Annotated in this window: 24 protein-coding genes; 20 read left to right on the top strand and 4 right to left on the bottom strand. The window is 58.1% G+C overall.

Going from position 1 to position 20,069, the window contains the following annotated elements:
- Positions 1-124: 124 nt before the first annotated feature.
- From ACAty_RS09235 to ACAty_RS16755, 4 genes are read right to left on the bottom strand one after another with little or no spacing between them, the layout of a single operon-like run.
- On the bottom strand, positions 125-457 hold the full coding sequence (locus ACAty_RS09235) for a hypothetical protein (RefSeq protein WP_038472102.1): 333 nt from the start codon (positions 455-457) through the stop codon (positions 125-127).
- 31 nt (positions 458-488) lie between these two features.
- The gene (locus tag ACAty_RS09230; protein WP_051620776.1) at positions 489-764 is read right to left on the bottom strand and encodes a hypothetical protein; all 276 of its coding nucleotides are present in this window, start codon (positions 762-764) and stop codon (positions 489-491) included.
- A complete protein-coding gene (locus ACAty_RS09225; RefSeq protein WP_226824314.1) occupies positions 748-1,215 on the bottom strand; it encodes a type II toxin-antitoxin system HicB family antitoxin in 468 nt (155 codons plus the stop codon). The genes ACAty_RS09230 and ACAty_RS09225 overlap by 17 nt, the downstream gene beginning before the upstream one ends.
- Positions 1,212-1,472, bottom strand: a complete 261-nt coding sequence (locus ACAty_RS16755; protein WP_038472100.1) for a type II toxin-antitoxin system HicA family toxin — start codon at positions 1,470-1,472, stop codon at positions 1,212-1,214. Before ACAty_RS16755 ends, ACAty_RS09225 begins: the two co-directional genes overlap by 4 nt.
- Positions 1,473-1,807: 335 nt before the next feature.
- Between ACAty_RS16755 and ACAty_RS09215 the strand changes: the two genes are divergently transcribed.
- The 20 genes from ACAty_RS09215 (at position 1,808) to ACAty_RS09120 (ending at position 19,852) form a co-directional block, all read left to right on the top strand.
- Positions 1,808-2,200, top strand: a complete 393-nt coding sequence (locus ACAty_RS09215) for a hypothetical protein (RefSeq protein ID WP_004872956.1) — start codon at positions 1,808-1,810, stop codon at positions 2,198-2,200.
- A gap of 18 nt (positions 2,201-2,218) precedes the next feature.
- Positions 2,219-2,590, top strand: a complete 372-nt coding sequence (locus tag ACAty_RS09210) for a VirB3 family type IV secretion system protein (protein ID WP_004872955.1) — start codon at positions 2,219-2,221, stop codon at positions 2,588-2,590.
- 2 nt (positions 2,591-2,592) lie between these two features.
- Positions 2,593-5,070: a TraG/VirB4 family ATPase gene (locus tag ACAty_RS09205; RefSeq protein ID WP_004872954.1), complete on the top strand. Its 2,478-nt coding sequence runs from the start codon at positions 2,593-2,595 to the stop codon at positions 5,068-5,070.
- Positions 5,071-5,312: 242 nt separating this feature from the next.
- The gene (locus ACAty_RS09200) at positions 5,313-5,507 is read left to right on the top strand and encodes a type II toxin-antitoxin system HicA family toxin (protein WP_014002702.1); all 195 of its coding nucleotides are present in this window, start codon (positions 5,313-5,315) and stop codon (positions 5,505-5,507) included.
- Positions 5,504-5,905, top strand: a complete 402-nt coding sequence (locus ACAty_RS09195) for a type II toxin-antitoxin system HicB family antitoxin (RefSeq protein ID WP_004872948.1) — start codon at positions 5,504-5,506, stop codon at positions 5,903-5,905. Before ACAty_RS09200 ends, ACAty_RS09195 begins: the two co-directional genes overlap by 4 nt.
- 719 nt (positions 5,906-6,624) lie before the next feature.
- Positions 6,625-8,037 (top strand): RNA-guided endonuclease IscB, encoded by a 1,413-nt coding sequence (gene iscB, locus ACAty_RS09190; RefSeq protein WP_038472074.1) that lies wholly within the window; start codon positions 6,625-6,627, stop codon positions 8,035-8,037.
- Positions 8,037-8,870, top strand: coding sequence for a hypothetical protein (locus ACAty_RS09185; protein ID WP_004872944.1), 834 nt, complete (start codon positions 8,037-8,039; stop codon positions 8,868-8,870). Before iscB ends, ACAty_RS09185 begins: the two co-directional genes overlap by 1 nt.
- 195 nt (positions 8,871-9,065) lie before the next feature.
- A complete protein-coding gene (locus tag ACAty_RS09180) occupies positions 9,066-9,959 on the top strand; it encodes a hypothetical protein (protein ID WP_038472095.1) in 894 nt (297 codons plus the stop codon).
- Positions 9,892-10,236 carry a hypothetical protein gene (locus ACAty_RS09175; protein WP_004872943.1) on the top strand — a complete coding sequence of 115 codons (345 nt, stop codon included), beginning with the start codon at positions 9,892-9,894 and terminating at the stop codon, positions 10,234-10,236. Before ACAty_RS09180 ends, ACAty_RS09175 begins: the two co-directional genes overlap by 68 nt.
- Entirely contained in the window at positions 10,233-10,829 is a 597-nt protein-coding gene (locus ACAty_RS09170) for a DUF6036 family nucleotidyltransferase (RefSeq protein ID WP_038472092.1), read from the top strand. The genes ACAty_RS09175 and ACAty_RS09170 overlap by 4 nt, the downstream gene beginning before the upstream one ends.
- 280 nt (positions 10,830-11,109) lie before the next feature.
- On the top strand, positions 11,110-12,123 hold the full coding sequence (locus tag ACAty_RS09165) for a hypothetical protein (protein ID WP_153801823.1): 1,014 nt from the start codon (positions 11,110-11,112) through the stop codon (positions 12,121-12,123).
- Between the two features lie 276 nt (positions 12,124-12,399).
- A complete protein-coding gene (locus ACAty_RS09160; RefSeq protein ID WP_004872939.1) occupies positions 12,400-12,705 on the top strand; it encodes an integration host factor subunit alpha in 306 nt (101 codons plus the stop codon).
- A gap of 251 nt (positions 12,706-12,956) precedes the next feature.
- Entirely contained in the window at positions 12,957-13,982 is a 1,026-nt protein-coding gene (locus tag ACAty_RS09155; protein WP_038472089.1) for an STAS-like domain-containing protein, read from the top strand.
- Positions 13,983-14,208: 226 nt separating this feature from the next.
- Positions 14,209-14,988 carry a TrbJ/VirB5 family protein gene (locus tag ACAty_RS09150; protein WP_038472088.1) on the top strand — a complete coding sequence of 260 codons (780 nt, stop codon included), beginning with the start codon at positions 14,209-14,211 and terminating at the stop codon, positions 14,986-14,988.
- A 9-nt stretch (positions 14,989-14,997) separates the two neighbouring features.
- Positions 14,998-16,938: a P-type conjugative transfer protein TrbL gene (gene trbL, locus ACAty_RS09145; protein WP_004872933.1), complete on the top strand. Its 1,941-nt coding sequence runs from the start codon at positions 14,998-15,000 to the stop codon at positions 16,936-16,938.
- Between the two features lie 71 nt (positions 16,939-17,009).
- Positions 17,010-17,258 carry a hypothetical protein gene (locus tag ACAty_RS09140; RefSeq protein WP_038472085.1) on the top strand — a complete coding sequence of 83 codons (249 nt, stop codon included), beginning with the start codon at positions 17,010-17,012 and terminating at the stop codon, positions 17,256-17,258.
- Positions 17,259-17,404: 146 nt separating this feature from the next.
- Positions 17,405-17,605, top strand: a complete 201-nt coding sequence (locus ACAty_RS09135) for a hypothetical protein (protein ID WP_038472083.1) — start codon at positions 17,405-17,407, stop codon at positions 17,603-17,605.
- A 58-nt stretch (positions 17,606-17,663) separates the two neighbouring features.
- Complete coding sequence (locus ACAty_RS09130) at positions 17,664-18,563, top strand: IS1595 family transposase (RefSeq protein WP_014002140.1); 900 nt, start codon at positions 17,664-17,666, stop codon at positions 18,561-18,563.
- A 108-nt stretch (positions 18,564-18,671) separates the two neighbouring features.
- Positions 18,672-19,451, top strand: coding sequence for a hypothetical protein (locus ACAty_RS09125; protein WP_038472080.1), 780 nt, complete (start codon positions 18,672-18,674; stop codon positions 19,449-19,451).
- Positions 19,451-19,852, top strand: coding sequence for a hypothetical protein (locus tag ACAty_RS09120; RefSeq protein ID WP_038472077.1), 402 nt, complete (start codon positions 19,451-19,453; stop codon positions 19,850-19,852). Before ACAty_RS09125 ends, ACAty_RS09120 begins: the two co-directional genes overlap by 1 nt.
- Positions 19,853-20,069: the final 217 nt, after the last annotated feature.

Genomic DNA, 20,069 nt, shown 5'->3' with positions numbered 1-20,069 from the left:
GAAGTCGACAAGCCTGCCTCTGCACGTATTGCACAGCCAGACAGTAGAAAAACGCTCATCATGAGCCAGTATTTGTGCTTGCATCCGAACATGTTACAATATTCCATTATCAGGGGGAGTGGGGTTAGAAATCTTCTAGAGAGCATGATAAGACATCATAGCTTTCAATTTCCCACGATCCATCTTCTTGTTTGCGAATAGTCCCGGAAACGCTCACGGCGATTTCTGAACCACAGAATGGTCTTTCTGGATCCTGTTCTCCAGATAGATCCAGCGTCACCTCAAAATCAATTAAGTCATTCGACTTTTGACTTGCCATAATTATTTCGTAATCCGACAAATCGTATTCATATGCGTTGGTTATCGCCATCTCTCTGGTTACTGTATCGTTTGAGTTCGTCAGGTTCCATACCAGCGCATTCAGTTTCATTTCAACTATTTCTTTGGCTAGATTCATCTTCCTCTCCACAGTCTTAAGGTTGAGAGCGTCACTTTTTCTTTTGGGCCAATTCCGCATCCACGCTCATTGGCGTAGGCTCGGATACTTCGACCAAGGCAATTCGGGACAATCCAACCATGACCGTTGGCATGATTTTGTCTGAGCTTGGCCCTCCCTGACCAACAGTGAACGCAAATTCTGGGCCTATCTCATAGTGTCCGGTTTTCTTCTTATAATGCTTGATGAGTATGGCGGTTAGCTCCTTGATGGTAAGAGGATCAGATACCGGTCTCCTGGTGATAATATTTTTAGTGACGTCGTTCATTCTTTGTTCCTCCATGTGTCAGCATGGACCACGGAACCTGATTACCAAATGCCCAGTCAGATTCCGGTTCTTTCCATGGGCTTAGAATAACCGGATGGTGCTTATTCTCCTCTAGCTCCTCTGAAAAGAACGCGTCGATGATATCGCAAATAGCTTCGTTCAGGCTGAGTCCGTTTTTTGTGGCATACACCGCGATCTTTCGATGCCGCTCTGGGCCAATCCGAACGTTCAGTGTTCCGCTAAAAGCTTTGTTCGGTTCGAGCCCTTTCTTACCGCAATACTCAAGGTAGTCATCGACCGCCTTGTGAAATGCGGAGACGATGTCCGCTGCGTTTTCCGCCTCAAAGAGAATCAGGCTCGGGATGTGCAGGATTTTCCCAAAAAGCACGCCATCCTCAGCACTGTACTCGACGCTTGCCTGATAACCCTTGTATTCCAGAATGTTGCTCATTGCAGTATGCCGTTTTCCCTCAATGTCTGCCGAATTTGTCGTATCTGATACTCTTTTAGTGTTGCCTGTGGGTGCGGTTGGTGGATAAATAGGACGAGTTCTGGCCTCTCTCTGGAAACAAATCTCCGAGCGGACCCGCTCCCAGACTCTATCGCGAAGCCTAAATTTTCCATTAGCCTCACCAATTCCTCCCATCGAAAGTTCTTGGGTATTGGAGTGGACAAAAATCGCTTCTTGAGCTTTTCTGCTTGCGACATCGTGTCTCCGCATCTCTCAGGGCTACTTTGCAACTAAAGTTTAGTTGCGTCAAGGCGCCGACATGTGTGACCTCCCACATGGAGCCGGCGTGCTGTCCGCAGGACCGTTGCACGGTGCAACCGCTGCACGGTGCAACCGCTGCGCGGCGCAGCTGTGCGCCCCGCAGGGGTGATGCGCACGGCGATACTGCCCCCTGCAATGGTCCCCAACGCTATCCCATTCTCCCCTCGCTATACCAAGTCGAGTCCCGTGAACGGGCGATCCCCCACAGGATTGCCGCCCGCAGGGATGCCCATACCAGGGGAGTGTTTTGGCAAGCACGAAGGAGACGGTCATGACCGAGATGGTGCGTAGTGAGCAGCAGTTTTTGGGGAATCGGGCGCGCAAGTGGGTTCCGCTTGCCGCGGGTGTTGCGGCCCTGCTCGTGGCGGACGTGGCGCTGGCGGCGACGGGGGGGCCTTTTGGAGCCATCGGCAACTTCATTCAGCAGAATTTCATGCCCGCCATCGGATCCATTGGTATCGCCGGTGGTATTGGTTACGGCGCGATACATGCCTTCAAGCACGATTACGGCAAGGCTATCATGGGCATCGGCACGGCTGCCGGCGGCGGGTTCCTGATCAGTCAGTACGGCTGGTTCGGTCAGCAGGCCGGTATCCAGGCCGCAACTCTGGGAGGCCATATCACCGTCGCGGCCGCCCTGGGCCACGCTTTGGGGCTGCTCTAAACCGTGCGGGAAGCGCGGTTGTACCAGTCCCTGGTCCGTCCCCATCTCCTGATGGGGGCGGAGCGCCAGGCGACCCTGCTGAACGCGGGCTTTGCGATGCTCGTGTACTTTTTCACCATGTCCCTTCCGGGCATCGTCGTCGCCGTCGTGCTCTTTTCCATCACCCAGGCGGTGTTGCAGCATCTGGCCAAAAACGACGCCCAGATGATCGCCATTGTCCAGCGTTCGCGCAAATACCAACCCTTCTATGGCGATGGGGCGAGCCTCGATGCGCCCTACCGGGACGTTCCCCAGTTTCACCCCGTGGCACCCACCACAAAACTCCTGTCCTGGTTCACCAGGACTGGCAAGGCTAAAACCACAAACCAAGGCGCTAAAGCGGAGGCCTAAGCGTGCTCAATATTCGGGAATTTCGATCCAAAGAACATGCTCTGCCGGATCTGTTGAACCCGGCGATCCTGGCCGGGGAAATCACCCTGATGAACGTGCCTTGTGCGGTTCTCCTGAACAAGGACGGGTCCTTATCGGCGGGAATCCGCTTTGCCGGCCCCGACCGCGAGAGTTTGTCCCATGCGGCCATCGACCGTCTGCCAGCCATCGTGAACCAGGCGGTCTCCCGGCTCGACGCCGGCTGGAGCGTGCACTGGACGGCCATCCGGACGCCGGCGGACGACTATGTGACCGAGGATCGTTGTTATTTCCCGGATCCTGTTTCCCAGATCATCGATCTGGAACGACGGATGCAGTTCGAGCAGGAAGGTGCCCATTTTCTGTCCACCTACTACGCCGTCTTCACCTGGCAGACGCCGCCGGAGTCGCAGGTCTCCGCCGGGCAGATGTTCATCGAGACGAAGAAGGGCCATGAGTCCGACAGCTTCGATGTCCTCCTGCGCAAGTTCGAGGATACGCTGCAGGGTGCCGTGGGGATCCTGCGCGCGTCTTTCTCCATCGAGCCTTTGGATGCCCGGGGACTGCTCACCCATTACCACGAGTGCCTGACGGGGCTTTCCCATCCCGTGAATCCGCCGGCCATTCCCGCCTACCTCGATGTGGTGTTGGGCCACCACGATTTTATCGCGGGAGTGGAACCCTCCATCGACGGTGAGCACATCGATGTCGTGACCGTCACCGGGTTCCCGGACCGGACCAATCCCCTGCTTCTGGAAGACCTGCACAATCTGCCGTTCCCCCTGCGGATGACGACACGCATGGTGCTGCTGGACCCGCTGGAGTCCAAGAAGCTCATCACGAGCTACCGGGAGAAATGGGCCTCATCCAAGTTCACCCTGCGGGACTACATTTCCGCGGCCATGAGTCAGGGACAGTTGCGTGCGGATCGGGCCGATCCCTTCAAGCAGGCCATGGAGCAGGAAACGGCGCTCGCCGACGGGGACGTGTCGAGTGGTGCCGTGCGTCTGGGCCTTTTCACCTTTACGGTGGTCCTGCGGCATAGGGATCCCAAGGTGCTCGAAGAACGGATGCGTGTGGTTCAGAACCTGCTGAACCAGTTGGGCTTCGTCGCCAAGCGCGAAACCGTGAATGCGGTGGAGGCTTTTCTGGGGAGCCTTCCCGGGCACACCTGGGAGAATGTCCGGCGCCCGGTCCTGAGCACCATGAATTTCGCCGATCTGTCCGCCAAGACGGCGGTCTGGGCCGGCAAGGCCGATTGCCCGAGCGCGCTCATGAAAGCAGACGGGAAGCCGGCACCCTGTCTGCTCTACGGGCAGACGACGGGAAGCACGCCCTTCCGGCTCAATCTGCACGTATCGGATCTGGGGCACTCGTTGATTTTGGGCCCACCGGGATCGGGCAAATCGACCATTCTCAATCTGCTCGCCGCCCAATGGCTGCGCTACCGCAACGCGCGGGTGATCTGCTTCGACAAGGGGCGCTCGATGTACGCCCTGACGGAAGCCGTGGGTGGGCAGCACTACGACATTGGCGGGGAATACAGCCAGTTGGCCTTTGCGCCCCTGGAGCGCATCGATAGCCCGAACGAACGGGTGTTTGCCGAGGAGTGGCTGGAGAGCCTCGCCATACTCCAGGGGGTCCCCATGTCGGCGCAGGAGCGGGCCGTCATCCACCGGGCGGTGGAAGGCCTTGCGCAGGAATCCGGGCGGTCCATTGCCGACTTCGTGAACCTCGTGCAGAGCATCCAGATCAAGCAGGCTATCGAGGTGTACACCGGCACGGGCAAGTACGGCGACATCCTCGATGCCCGCCACGACGGGTTGGATATGCACGCCAACTTCGTCACCTTCGAGATGGACAGCCTGCCGCAGGGAGAATCGGCCAAGGGTATTGTCGTACCGATTCTCCTGTACATTTTCCATCGCATCGAGTCGATGCTGGACGGTCGTCCAACCCTCATCGTCCTCGATGAAGCCTGGTCCCTGCTCGACAATCCGCTCTTTCTCAACAAGATCCGCGAATGGCTCAAGGTGCTGCGCAAGAAGAACGCAGCGGTCGTGTTTGCCACGCAGTCGCTGGCGGACATCGTGAACAATCCTCTGTTGCCGGTCCTGCAGGAGAGCTGCCCGACGAAGATCTTCCTGCCCAACGTCGAGGCGGGTTCCAAGAATCTCATGCCCATGTACGAGTCTTTCGGTCTCGTGGACCGGCAAATCGAATTGCTGCAGATGGCCACGCCCAAGCGGGAGTATTACGTCAGCAGTCCTGACGGCCAGCGGCTCGTGTCCTTTGCTTTTGGCCCCGTCGCACTCGCCTTCTGCGGCGTCTCCGACCCCCGGGACGTGAAGCGGGTGGCCGAACTCAAGGCACAGTACGGCGACGAGTGGCGACGCCTCTGGCTGGCCGAGCGTCTCCCCGCGACGGTTCGCGACAGTTGGGTGCGCGCGTTCACCGAATAGTCACGGGTCCCCTGCGGGGCGCAATCCCCTGCGTGGCCCCCTGCGGTGAGCACATTGCCGTGTGCAGCATCCGCCGTCTGCAAGACCTGCCGTCTGCAAGACCTGCCGTCTGCAAGACCCCCTGCGGGGCGCACCGCTGCGCGGGGCAGCCCCTGCGGGGGGCATATCGCCGCCCGTGCTGCTGCCTGTAAGCCCCCGAAGAGAGATTGCCCTTTCGTTCGCTAAGTGTGTATAATACACACATGAACAGCGGTGATCTGATCAAGCAGTTGCTGGCCGATGGATGGGTGGTGCGAGCCACGAAAGGCTCGCACCACATTTATATTCATCCGAACAAGCCAGGGCATATCACTGTGCCGCATCCCAAGAAGGATCTCGGGGTGGGCTTGGTCAACAAGATCCTGAAACAGGCTGGCCTGAAACGGAGCGAATCATGAATTATCCCATTGCCATCGAACCTGGGGATGACCACCACGCTTATGGCGTGGTCGTCCCCGACCTGCCGGGGTGCTTCTCGGCGGGAGATACGTTGGACGAAGCGATTGCCAACGCCCATGAGGCTATTGCGTTGTGGCTGGAAACCGTGATGGATGACGGCGGTACGATTCCTGCGCCATCCTCCGTGGAGTCGCTCCAGAAGCAGCCGGAGTTTTCCGGATGGATCTGGGCTGTGGTACCGGTGGATCTGGCGAAGTTGTCCGATCGGGTGGAGCGCGTCAACATCACGCTGCCCGCCCGGGTCCTGCGCCGCATCGATGCGGCGGCCCGGGCTGCCGGAGAATCCCGCTCAGGCTATCTGGCGCGCTGTGCAATAATGGGCGAACCACATTCGTGAAAACTTTGGTTCCAAATGTATCACGTTCAGCCCTAACATACGGAGTAATTGAATGGGGAAGAGGAAAAGAGGGAAGCAGACAGCGTCGCCTTATGGACGAGCGCCGAGTGGCGAGCTAGTCTCCTTCATGTTGGGCAGCGGTCGGAATCGCGCTGGGATGGTGAATCTGGAATACCGGGTTGGTCGTGAGAGGTTGGTGACTTCATTCCGTTTATCCTTGATCTGTTTTGAGCATAATCCTCGCGATAATGACAGGGTGCTCGGCTATGATACTGCCCACAATCATAGATACGGGCCTTGCCACCGGCATCATAAGGATCAGGCGAAACCCGTTGCCCTGCAAGACTGTCGATTCACAGAGGTTTTAGCGAGGTTTTGCAAGGAAGCCATGGCGCTGATGCAACAATTGGATTGCCCTAGGCCGTCGGAGGAAGTGTCAACTACCCCGCCCTGAAGGGCGGAGCTTGCGGTGACGCAGGCTCGGTTGACCAGGGGGCCGGAGTGATCCGGCAGACGTGTGGTACAGGTCGTTGAGACCCACTCCGGGATGCTTCCTCAGTCCCGGACACTGGAAGGAGAGGGCAATGCTGGTGAAAGGCAAAGCGCCGAATACTCTCTCCGCCGTGGGAAACCACGGGAGCCGGTGCCACACCACCCCGAGGGGAGACGGAGACGGAAGTCTCCGCGTCACAAGGCCCGTAAGGGCATAGGAGGTTAAAATGGCGGTGCTTGTTTTGGACAAACGGAAGAGACCACTCATGCCGTGCTCGGAGAAACGGGCACGGTTGCTGCTGGAGAGCGGGCGGGCACGGGTGCATCGCATGGTCCCGTTCACCATCCGGCTGGTGGACAGGTTGCAGGCGGAATCCGTCCTGCAGCCGCTGCGGCTGAAACTGCATCCCGGCAGCAAAACCACTGGGATGGCGCTGGTGCGGGAGAAAGAAACCGTTGACGCAACCACGGGCGAAATTCTCCGCACTTTCACGGTGCTGATGCTGCTGGAACTGAAGCACCGGGGGCACGCGATCCGCGATGCCCTCACCCAGCGCCGGGCATTTCGCCGCCGCCGCCGCGGGAACCTGCGCTACCGTCCCGCCCGGTTTGACAACCGGACGAAGCCGGAAGGCTGGCTGGCGCCGTCTTTACAGCATCGGGTGGATACGATGCTGGCCTGGGTAAACCGGCTGATGCGTCTGGCGCCGGTGACGGCGCTGTCGCAGGAACTGGTGCGGTTCGACACCCAGGCCCTGCAGAATCCGGAAATCGCAGGCAGCGAGTACCAACAAGGCACCCTGGCCGGATACGAGGTCCGGGAGTATCTGCTGGAGAAATGGGGACGGGAATGCGCCTATTGCGGAGCGAAAAACACACCTCTGGAAATCGATCACATTCATCCCCGATCCAAAGGCGGCAGCAACCGTGTGAGCAACCTCACCATCGCCTGTCGCGACTGCAATCAGGCCAAAGGCAATATGCCATTGGAACAGTTTCTGGCGAAGGCTCCGGAGCGAGTCCGCAAGATACTGGCCCAGGCCAAAGCGCCGTTAAAAGATGCGGCGGCGGTGAACAGCACTCGCTGGGCACTGTTCCAACGCCTTAAAGCAACGGGTCTGGACGTGGAAGTCGCCAGTGGCGGCAGAACGAAGTGGAACCGACACCAGATGTCCATTCCCAAAGCCCATTGTCTCGATGCGGCTTGCGTGGGGTGTGTTGACGCCATCCAAAACTGGCAGCAACCAGTTCTCGGCATTAAAGCCACCGGACGCGGCAGCTATCAGCGCACGCGGCTGACGAAACACGGTTTTCCGCGCGGGTACTTGACCCGAAGCAAAAGCGTCTTTGGTTTCCAGACGGGTGACCTGGTGAAAGCCATCGTCACGACCGGAAAGAAAACGGGCACCTATCTGGGCCGCGTCGCTATCCGTGCCAGTGGCAGCTTCAACCTCCAGACCGGAAACGGTCTGGTGCAGGGTATCCATCACCGCTTTTGCGCGCTGATTCAGCGGGCGGACGGTTATGGATATTTGTGGACCAAGATAGCACTCGACAGAGGAGATGCGGGACTGGGGCAGGCTACGCCTGCCGCGCTATCCCTCCCCGGCATGAATGCCGGGGTTTCCCGCGCAAACTGATGGAAATCAGCCTGCGAGTAGGTACAGCGGAAGCCTTTTTTAAGAAGGCCAGGGAGGTTGCGTTGATTGGCGACGAACGGAGACCTCTTGACCTTGCCAAGCCTCGTCTATCCATGATTTTCGAAACGCAGGATGACCTGGATGATGCCATCGCATCCGCATGGGTGCACTGCCACAACCCAGAGGCATTTTCCCGATTTCCCAGTTTTGCGCGGCCAACAGCGGACCCTTTGAGCGCTTTGGATCGAGCCACCCTGGAGCGGATCGACCGGTCTTTCGGAAAGCAACCGCCTTGGATAAGACGCCAGTCCGATGGTGGAATGGACGTTAGGGGTACTATTGGTATCTCCGTTCTTGAAGGGTCGAATCTGGCCGTGCTACTGGTTGGTGTGCGATTGGCAATGGAACACCTGGCTTTTTTGGCTCGTTACATGAACATAAGGGACAACATTGAGATTCGGGTGACGCCTGACAGGAAGATTTTATATATATTTCCGCTGGAGAGGCAGAGACCGCTGGGAATGTATGTACAGATGCAGCCTCAGGACGATCACTTGATCCAAGGCTTGTCTCGTGTGATTCATTCTGGCGGAGCAGTAGCAATCCTTATACCGAAAACGGTAAATGCACTGGACTGCCTGGATAGGTTCCAAGGCGGGATGCTTTCTGAGCTTCCCTTGTCCGAGATGCTGGAAACTCGATTATCCTTTTCGGGTCATGGCCAGCGGGCAACCACGGTGCCTCAGCGGCTCACCGAGCAAGAGATTTTTTCTCTTGGCGCTCTTCCCGCATCTCGTGTTACGGCTGCTGAAGTGACACGCTCAACCCGCTAACGCGGGTAAGCTTCTAGCCAATACGCACGGTTTGTGGACGGTTCCCGGAGGTCTGCAAGTCCTGCCGTCCGCACCGCTGCGCGGAGCAGGCTTGCCGCCGGCAGGACTGCCGTCCGCAGGACCCCCTGCGGGGCGAAGCCTGCCGTCTGCGGAAGCTATACCATCGTGTAGACGCCTCTTTGCCGGAAACGTGCCATGTCTGCGGGTATTCTCAGCGCCACGATGCTTCTGGCGATATTCTGGATGGGACAGTTTATCTGGTTTCCCGACGGGGATGCGCTCGTGCGCCTGCTGCTCGCCGATGGTTCTCCTCCCCAGAGTGCGGAAGAGCGGTGGGCGATGGATCTCTATCGGGCGACCTTTTCTCCCGATGCGGTACCACGATGGATCCAGCGTGCGCTGGTGCGCACGGCGACGTGGGAATGGTTCCTGCTGTTGGTTTTGGCGGTGGTGCTTTCCCTATCGGATGTGGGGCTGTGCCCATCGATCCTGGCTGGTCTGGTTTTCCCCGCTTGGGGGATGCTCCAACTGCTATTGTCGTTTCTTTTTCTGGCGGAAACGATCCTGCTCTGGCGCGCCAAAACGCCGATCGGTTCAACCACACGAAAACTCGCATGGCTCGCCGCCCATCCCCTGCGGCCCCTGCGGGGCGCACCGCTGCGCCTGCCGTCTGCAGGGCTGCCGCCTGCAAGGCCCCCTGCGGGGCGCAATCCCCCTGCGGGGCGCAGCCCGCCGCCTGCAAGGCTGCCGTGGTGGTTTTGGATCGATCGGGGTAGTGCGGAGACGGTCTTGCGGATGCTTGTCTTCCTGGGTGGTTTTCTGGCTTCGGTGGCGGTGGTCTTGTATGTTTCCTATGCGTCGGGTTCGCGCCTGTCTGTCGAGGGGTTTTGGCAGATTCTGGTGGTCTGGGGGCTCGTCGTACTGGAATCCATCGTTCCCATTACGCTCTGGCTGTATTACCTAGACTGGACCCATCGGGACCGGAGTGTGTTGCTTTCCTGGGCAAGGAGACAGGGGAGAAATGTTTCGCCACGACGCCAAGAGTCTGGCGCTCTATCGCGCCATCCACCGGAAAATCACCGCCGGTGATCCCCTGCCGTATCTGCGCGCGGCGCGGGATTGGGCGGCGCGTTTTTCGGCGGAGCGTCCTGAGGATATCTGGCTTGCCGAGTGGGTTGGGCGGCTCGATCGCGCTATCGCCTCTGAGGCAGAGCGTGAAGACCTCTATCGGCTGATGCTTTCGTCGGCGCAGCACGCTATCGACATGCGCAGCAGCTCGCCGTTTCCGATGGTGTTGACCAGTAAGGAGAGGACCATGGTGCTCAAGGAGTTTGAGCGCCAGTGGGAAGCGGGGGGCTGGCAATGACCGAGGAGCAGCTTGAGCATCTGATACGTTCATCCGGTGCGATTTTAGGCGATTCCGAGATCCTGATAATCGGCAGCCAGTCGATTTTACCTTGGCTGCGGAAGTGGGCCGGCAAGCCGCCCCGGGCATGGCCAGGGGTGTTCACGCTCTCGACGGAGGCGGACATCATCCCGATCGACAACGATAGCAAGAAATCGGATCTGATCGATGGTGTGCTGGGCGAGGATTCCTATTTTCACGCGACCTATGGCTATTTCGCGCAGGGCGTTTCGATGGAAACCGCCAGGGCTCCTGAGGGTTGGCAGGCACGATGTTACCCCCTCAAGAGCGAGCGAACCCAGGGTGTCGTGGGTTACTGCATGCACCCGGCGGACCTGTTCATCGCCAAAACGATGGCCGGGCGTCCCAAGGATGGGCCTTTCCTCGATGCCATGATCGAGCACGGTATTGTGGAGGAATCCACCGTGTTGCATCTGGTGCCAAAGATTCCAAACTGCACACCGCAGGAACAGGAGATCGTTCGCAACGGGATTCGCGGACGTTTTCGCAAGGTGAAAAAAGATCGGGGCAGGGCAGACCCCGGAATCGAATAGGCTCATGCCGTCTGCAAAACCCGCGGACTGCAATACCCTTGCAGGGTGCAACCCCTGCCGTCTGTAAGACGTATCACGAACGCCTCTGGCTATACCTGTAAAGACAAAGTGCCCTTGCAGGGTGCAACCCCTTGCAGGGTGCAGACGTGCCGTCCGCAGGACCCCTTGCAGGGTGCAGCCCTTGCAGGGTGCAATCCCCTGCGGGGGCACGCCTTGCCGCCTGCAAGGCCTGCCGCCGGCAGGGCCCCCGCGGGAAGCAAACAGGCTTGGAGGTTTTCCGATGCAATTACGTCGTATCCTGTTCCCCTTACTACCGGCTCTGGCTCTGTGGTGTGCGCCGATTGCCCATGCCGATCCTTTGTCTGCCATGCAAGCCGATGCGCAGGCGCTGAACGCGATGGCGCAGACCTGGCCGCAGTTACAGTCGGCGGCGCAATCCTATGGACAGTTGGCACCGTATGCGTCCGCGATGTGGGCAGGTCCCGGTCCTGTGGTCACCACCCCTTGGGGCTATCGCGAGCAGTGCCACAACACGCGCTGGGATACCACCACGCAATATCTGGTGACGGGCGGGCTCAACATCGGCGGGGATGCGGAAGCGGAAGCCTACGCCATTCAGGCGGTGGCGACGGATTTCCAGGAGCAGTTGTCTCAGTATTTGGTCACGTTGGCACAATCCGGAAATCCGCAAGAAGAGGCTCTTGCCAACGAAATCCTGGCCCAGAAAGGGCCTTTGCTCCAATCGCTCGATACGCTCACCGCGTTGCTGAATACAACGGCGAATCAGTTGAGTGACGCCATGGGCCCCTCGACGGACTTGCAGCCCTTGCCCATTTCCCATTGGCAAGCCGGTATTGGCGATGCGCCCAATCTGGCGCAGGTCCGATACCTTCCGGGACCCAACGATGGAGCGCCCATTGGGTGGTATGCGGGTATGGCCCCGTCGTCGATCTGGATTCGGCTGGAGGATATTTGTCCAACGGGCACGGCTTCCCTACCCATCTTGCCGCTGAAAGCGCAGGTAGAACAAGCGGTGCAACAGGCCTTGGTGGATGAACCGTCTCTGGGGCAGGTGGTTCAGCCCCTGGAGTCTGGGAGTACCTGGACGGCACCAGCCATCTTCTATGGATTTGGCGGAGTTGCTATCCATCCTGCCAGGGAACGTTTGGTAGCGGCCCTGGCGGCGGACGAGACGGGGATTGCCGGGTATATGGCCCCGATTTCTGGCCCACTGAGCCAATACAACGGGGAGGTTCAGCGGATCCTCCAAGAAGTAGCTTCCGGCGATGACTAGGCATTTTGCCATCGACCGCCAATTGTCGTAGATTTTTTCCATGACCCGAAACGCTCTGGACCAGGATAGCCGAAGACTACTCAGCCTGTTGGAACGGGGGCCACACACCCTTGAGCAACTTTCTTGCACACTCGATCTGGCCTCAGCACGCGCGGTCCGGCTGCTGGAGGATTTGCGTCGGCGCGGGTACATTCATACGCCGTGCTGTGTCCGCAACTCCCGCGGGCGCAACGTGAACCTGTGGGAGCTGCGCTCCCGGAAGCCATCGGAGCCGGTATGACCGTCACTAAACTGGACCTGACCAATCATCTCTACGACACCATCGGTTTCAAGAAAGCCGAGGCCGCCGAGTTGGTCGATCTCTTCTTCGATACGATTCGGGAAACCCTGGCCAGGGGGGAGGAGGTCAAGCTCTCCGGCTTCGGAAACTTCACGCTTCGAGACAAGCGGGCCCGTCCTGGACGTAATCCCAGGACCCGGGAACTGGTAGAGATTTCCGCCCGCCGGGTGGTCACCTTTCACGCAAGCCCGGTACTCAAAGCGCTCTGCAACGCTGTGGATCACCAGGACAACGTGACCTGACCAGGCTTGCCTGGCGGGCCACGGCTTTCAGGCATAGGCTTGACGGTGCTCGCTCAGGTCCAAGCCGCCCCACAGGGCGGCGAGGGCGACGGTGGTGACGAAAGCAATCTTAGCGATCGTCGACGGCCTCCACGGCGGCCTGCTCGACCCCACCTACCTGCTCCAGCTTCCCGGTTAAGGTTTACATTGGCGGTCGACAAGTTTACATTGATCGCAGAAAAGTTTACCGACTCCGAGTTAAAAGTTTACCAATGACCACGAAAGCACAGTCTAGAGCCATCCATGCGGGAATCCTGAAGGCCGTGCGGCGGGGGGAAATCTCTCCATCCATAGCCGTGGCCAAGGAATTTGGCGTGTCGCGCCAGGCTATTGCGCGCCGCATACGCAAGATGATTGAGGATGGTGAGCTGGAAGAATCGGGCCGGTCACGCTTCCGCAAACTGGCATTGAAGACTACTGAGCGGCGCGTATGGAACCTTACCTTGCAAGGCTTGGACGAAACCATTGCGTGGCGAGAAACAGTCGCCCCTGCCGTCTCCGACCTGCCCGAAAACGTCCGGGCCATCTGGATGACAGGATTTACGGAGATGGTGAATAACGCGATTGACCACTCCGGCGGCGCTTCGGTAGATCTGGTATTCGCCCGCACTGCCATTGACGCTTCCTTGTCCATCAAGGACAACGGAGAGGGTATCTTCCGAAGGATTCAGAGACTGGCAGGCTACTACGACCCTAGAGAAGCCCTGCTGGACTTGGCCAAGGGAAAGTTTACTACGGATCCGGAGCGACACTCTGGCGAAGGCATCTTCTTCACGTCACGCGCCTTTGACAAGTTCTACATCTTGTCCGGAGACCTTTTCTTCACGCACCACCACGACGCGGACTGGCTGCTGGATCACGACCACGGAGCGGTGTCCGGCACGCTGGTGCATCTCAACCTGCTAAACGATACCGAAAGAACCATGCGAGCTGTGTACGCTGAGTTCTCGGACCCGAACAGCCTGGATTTCAGTAAGACCGTGGTTCCCGTGCGCCTTGCCAGGCACGAGGGTGAAAAACTGGTCTCCCGCTCCCAGGCAAAACGCTTGGTGGCGAGGTTTGAGATGTTCCGCACCGTATACCTGGACTTCACCGGCGTGGCCGAGATAGGGCAAGCCTTTGCTGATGAGGTGTTTCGCGTCTTCGCTGCGGCCCATCCAGAGGTCAGCTTGACCGTTGTGAACGCGGTTTCGGACGTGCAGGACATGATTGTTCGGGCTACGGCCCCGAGAGAATAGGCAGAAAAAAGGGGACGTTGCGCTCGGTTCCCCCTAGTGACACTCTCAACCCGCCAAAGCGGGTGAGCGCCTGGCCCTGCTGGCTGCAGGTGCTGCGCACGGCAAGTGCTGCACACGGCAAGTGCTGCGGACAGCAGGTCCTGCCGCGACTAGCGACTTCCCCAACGCTATCCCCACCCCCCCTTGGCTATACCCAAGAAAGCCTTTTGCTTTCGGAGGGTTTCCCATGTCCACGCGAGTTCGTCGTATCGTTTCTGTCCTTTTGGGGGGTATGTTGGTCTTGCCGGTGTGCGCCGACGCCGGCGGTGGACTGACGGGTGGGGCGACGCTACCCGAACAGATTGTCCAGGAGGCGACCCTCATTCAGTCCAAGATTTCGGGTGCCGAGCGTCTGGTGGAGCAGATCCAGCAGTACGAGAACATGGTACAGAACATGGTGACGCTGCCGCAGACCCTGATGAACCAGGTCCTGCAGCCCGTCGACCAGCTGTATGGTCTGGTGAGCCAGGCGCAGGCGCTGACGACCAATGCCATCAACATCTCCCAGCAGTTCCAGAACCTGAATGCGGGCTTCAATCCGCAGATCACGGCGGAATACAGCAGCCAGTACGAGAGTATCAGCCAAGGGCTCAACAACGCGCTCAACACACTGATCCAGACGGCGGGGCTCAACCCGGACGACTTCGCCAATCAGGCGCAGGCGCAGCAGGCCATTGCCAACGCCATGGCCAATCCCAACAGCCGCAACGCCCTGTTGCAGGGGGCCGTCGCCGTTGGCCAGCAGACCACGGCATCGCTCACGCAGCTGTATAACCTCACCCGAGCCGAAGCGCAGACCGAGGCGGACTGGCGGAAGGCGCAGCTGGAGCATACGACACACCAAGACGAGTTGAACCAGACCGGAAGCCAGATGCTCTTTGGGTCCAATCCGCTGGATGAAAGGATTACCACACATGGTGGGACGTTAAACGCCACCTCCAATGCGCTGACCGCTAGCGTGAATTGAGGAAACACCATGAAGAAATACGGGATTTGGTGTCTATTTTTGCTTTTATGTTTGTTCGTGTCGCCAGACGTATTGGCGGCACCCGCGCCATCCATTAACGGATCTGGTGCCGGGGTCATCCTCAACGCTTTTGATAGCGAGACATTGAGATGGTACCAAAGCCTCAAGGCCGACGCTGAAGAAATTTTCTACATGCTCTTTGGTCTGGATTTTGTCTATCTCGTCTCCCAATGGCTCATTGGTGGCAAGGACGTCCACGAAGTTTTCACGTCCTTCATCAAGAAGATGATGAGTTTTGCGTTCTTCTACACGCTCCTGCTCAATGGCCACAAACTCATTGGCTGGGTGGAAAACGGATTCCAGCAAAGCGCTATTCAGGCGACGGGTGCGAGCGGTGGCCTGTTGTCCTGGATTTTTGGGACAGCGAGCAAGGTGTTCATGGCCTGCCTCGTGGGGCCACGAATTCCGGATAAGAGCACTGGTGCTTTGGAAAGTATCTGGCAGACTATTACGGGCGGTCCGACGGTGCTCCTGTCGGATGTTCTGGGCATGCTGGTGGGTCTGGTGGTCGGTATCATTGCCCTTTTGGCGATGATTTACCTGGCGCTGGAGTACATCGCCATACAGCTGGAAGCCGCCATGGTAGCCAGTGTCGGCATTATCCTGATGGGTTTTGCGGGTAGCCGCTGGACCGTCCAACACGCCGAGGGCTATCTCAAGTACGCGCTGTCGGTCGGCGTAAGGTTCCTCGTCATTCTGTTATGGATTGGATTCCTGCAGAAGAGCGCGGGCACGGTTATCACCCAGATCCTCAGTCAGGTCAATAGCAACCATCCGACAGCCAACCTGAGTGGGGCGATCGTTGCTTACGGCGAAGTGCTCATCTTTGTGCTGCTCATCGCCTGGATGACGAAGAAGTTGCCGAGCATCGCGTCGAGCATCATGAGCGGTGCGTCCAGCCTGTCCGGCGGTGCGGAAGGAACGGCCTTTCTTGCCGGAGTCGCCCTCGCCGGTGGCGCAGCCCTGATGGGAGGCGCGGCCCTGGCGGGTCGCGGTGGTGCCGGTGCGCTGACCGGAGCGCAGGCCGCCAATATGGGTGGTGCTGCCGGCGAACTGAAAGGGGCAGGTGGCGGTGGACCCTTCCCCGGAGGCGGCGGTGGCATTGCGGGTGGCTTGAGCGGATCTGGTGGCGGTGGCGTTCGTGACATGGAAGATTTCCCTGGCGCGGAGAACGCCGTACCCGCACCGGATCCCGGAACCTTGAAAGCGAAGCGCCAAGACGCTGGATTTGTGTTACCCCCATCCAACTGGGGGGCTTCGCCTTCCGCATCACCCAAGCCCGCGCCGGGATCGTCTGCGTCGAGCCCCCTGCGGGGTGCAGCCATCCTGCGGGGTGCAGCCCTCGCTGGGCGCAGCCCTGCCCCTGCGGGGAGCAATACTATGGACAGCGGTCCTGCGGGCGGCACGCCTGCGGGCGCCACGCCTGCTCCAGGCGATGCCGTGGCCACCGATACCGGGGCCGAGAGTGGTCCCGCGCAGGTTACCCAAGGTGCGGGTGGTTCGGATGACCTGGGCACGGATGTCGGCGCAAGCCGGGTCACTGAGTCCGCCAAGCCAGCCTCTGGTGGTGGTACGTCTGCGTCTCAGGAAACGCCGACGACATCGGCTACCCCATCCGCTGGGCAACAGGCACCAACGCCCCAGGAGGCCTTGCGCGCCGCCTTGCAGCAGTCCATACAGCAGGCCTTCGCCCCCATGCAGGAGAGCCTGGGCAAGCTCAACGAGACCCTGGCGGCGGGGCAGCAGGAAAATCAGTCCGATGGGTCATTCAAAAAAATATTCAAAGATTACAAAGAGACAAGTGACCTAGCCGAACGCTTTCTTTTCCCTGGGTCGCCTGAGAATCAAGGTGTACAGGCGGCTAATCATGGGTTGAAACACAGTGAATGATCATGGATGATGGGCTGTGACGAGACAATCTGCGCTCAGGGTGTAGAAGCTTTCCGCAAAAGGGGCTGATCATGAAGAATCTGAAACTCGCCATCTTTCTGATTTGGCTTCTAGTCGTGCTGTTCAGCAAACAATTGGTGCAGATCCCGACTTTCGGTATCTGGATTGTTGTCCTGTTTGGAGGCCTGCCAATCTTAGTGTTTGCTCTGAAGAAGCTTGGTGCGGGCGGCTATGCCGGCATTGATTTTACCAAGGAGAAGGTGGAGCAGGCTCGCAGGCAGGGCTATCAGGCAGGCTATCACCACGGTCGGAATAGCTAGAAGACGGCAAAAAGAAGCACCCCGCCATGGTGGGGTTCCCTTTCTGTCTCTCCGGCTGGCCATTCCTTGCGCTGCCCGTTAGCTGACGAGACTATCCGCGCTGGAGGTGTGAGGGTAAGGTTCTCGGCACTGCCAAGGAGGTTGCCATGAGCTTCAATACGAAACTGTTTCTGTTCTGGCTTGCCGGCGTTGTGATCGGTCCTGTCGTTCGCGCTGCGCTGCCGGTTGCTGGTCTGTGGATCTACGCCGTCTGGGTGGGTGGACCCGTGATCTTCTGGTTCCTGCGTTGGCTTGACTCGCAACCAGCAATTTCTACTAGATACACTCATTGGGATACATGCCTCTGAATCATTCTCAGCAATCAAGCTCTAACTCTCTGTGAGGCATAGAGAAAGGAGGTCTGAGATGAAAGCTGAAGCGACGAACCTCTTGCAGTGGCAAGCGCGGTTTGGCACGGAAGAGGCCTGCTTGGAGGCGCTGAAACAAAAGCGCTGGCCCGAGGGGTTTCGATGTCCGAAATGCGGCCATGACCGCGGATACTGGATCGCCGGACGAAAACTCTTTCAGTGCGGGCACTGTCGCCATCAGACCTCGGTGACGGCCGGCACAATTTTTCATTCGTCCAATGTGCCCCTGGTGCAATGGTTCCTGGCCATCTATTTGATGGCGAGCGACAAGGGCGGATTGTCCGCCCTGCGGCTGTCGAAGCAGATTGGGGTCTCCTGGATCACGGCTCACCGGATGTTGCGCCGCATGCGCCGCGCCATGGGCGATCGCGACAGTCTGTATCGCTTGGAAGGGCTGGTAGAGTTGGACGATGCCTTTGTCGGTGGACGCCGGTCTGGGGGGAAGAGCGGTCGAGGGGCCGAAGGCAAAACACCGATCTTGGTTGCCGTGGAAAACCGGGGCAAGAAGGCGGGCTTTATTGCCATCGAGACGACGCCTTCGGTCTCTGCCGACCGGATTCGCGAATTCGCGCGGCGACGCTTGCGCCCCAAGCAACCTACCCGCACCGACGGCTTAATAGCGCTGCGAGTTCTCGGAGAGAGCCAAGAGCATGAGGGGCGCGTGACCAAACCGCATCAGGTGGACGAGTGGTTGCCGTGGGTACACATCGCCATTGGTAACCTCAAGGCCTTTCTTTTGGGCACATTCCATGGGGTATCCGGCAAATATCTGCAGGAATATCTGAACGAGTTTGTCTATCGCTTCAATCGCCGTTTCTGGGAGCCAGAACTGCCCCTGAGGTTGCTCAATGCCTGTATGGAACATATCCCGGTCCGGCTTGTTGCTGAGAAAGGTTAACAGGCATGTTGGGATATCGAGAAGGCTCGTGAAGAGGGGCGCCAGCAGGGGTACAACAACGGCTATAACAACGGGCGGAACAGCTAGTCGGACATTGGGAGTGCACAGGTGACGATTATTCATCTCCCGCAGAGAAAATCCAGAGAAGCGTTGCGGCTCGCTATTAAACTGTTTAATGCGGATACGCTGCCCAGCGGGGAAATGCTCGACCGCGTTCGTATATTGGCCGATGAATGTAGACACAGGGATCCTGCGGACAGCGCTGAGGCGATGGGCTTTCTGGCAGTTATGAAGAACGATGTGGAAGGCATGCTGTCAAGCTTTGCTACGGCGTTGCGCCATTCGCAAACACCGGCCATCACAATGCAAAACTTTCTCTCCTGCTTAATGGCCGTTGGACAGATTTCTTTTGCCGCACAAAAAGCCAGAGAATTCCTGGCAACGCATGGGGAAGGGAATCCTGGACTTCTTGCTTTAGCGCTGATGTTGTATATGACTATTCCAGATATGGAGAATACAACTCAACTGGCAGAAAAACTTTCCGCTTCAGGAGTGGACATGGATACTATAGATTATCATCCAGAAATTATCAAGGACCTGAGTACATTCCTCGAAGAGTCTGGTATTTGTGAAAAAGATTTGCAATATGCTGTAAGTTCTTATGTAGAAGAATTAGCAAATGGTAATTGCCGGATTAAGTCCATGTCATGGGCAGAAATAGATATAAAGGAAATTGGTTATCCTTTCTCCTTTACCGTTTCTGTTGTAGCTGAAGAAAACGCTTTTTTGCGCGCTGACCATCTTGCTGTAAAGAGGCTGATTAGAGATAAAAATATTCCAACAAGTATATTGAAAAACGTTCTTTTCTCCGCAGAAATGGTGTTCTGATGTCTGTGAGCATTGAGGATTTAGTCCGCCTCGCGGAAGAATTATCTCGCATTGATGGGGAGGCGTATTGGAGGTGCGCTGTTTCCAGGGGTTATTATGCGGCATTTCACGCTTGTTTAGAGGTTTCTCCTAATCATATTCGCAATGCCCGTGCCAATCTACACGAAAAACTCATCTCGTGGATGCGTGAAGGCAGGGAGAGTGATGACGAAACAAAGCTTCAGATCGCGGAAGTTGGTCTGGAGTTGGATCAGCTAAGAAAGAAGCGTGCTCAGGCGGATTATCGTCTTCGCGAGCCCGTTCATCGAACGGACTCGATGCTTTGTGTTAAAAAATCGGCGAAAATCATTGATGTCATCAAGAGTCTTGATTCTGGATTGATGTCAACTACCCCGCCCTGAAGGGCGGAGCTTGCGGTGACGCAGGCTCGGTTGACCAGGGGGCCGGAGTGATCCGGCAGACGTGTGGTACAGGTCGTTGAGACCCACTCCGGGATGCTTCCTCAGTCCCGGACACTGGAAGGAGAGGGCAATGCTGGTGAAAGGCAAAGCGCCGAATACTCTCTCCGCCGTGGGAAACCACGGGAGCCGGTGCCACACCACCCCGAGGGGAGACGGA

This window comes from Acidithiobacillus caldus ATCC 51756 (assembly GCF_000175575.2).
Taxonomy (GTDB): Bacteria; Pseudomonadota; Gammaproteobacteria; order Acidithiobacillales; family Acidithiobacillaceae; genus Acidithiobacillus_A; species Acidithiobacillus_A caldus.
The sequence above is the reverse complement of the archived record's forward strand: the minus strand, read 5'-3'. Positions and strand labels throughout refer to the sequence as shown.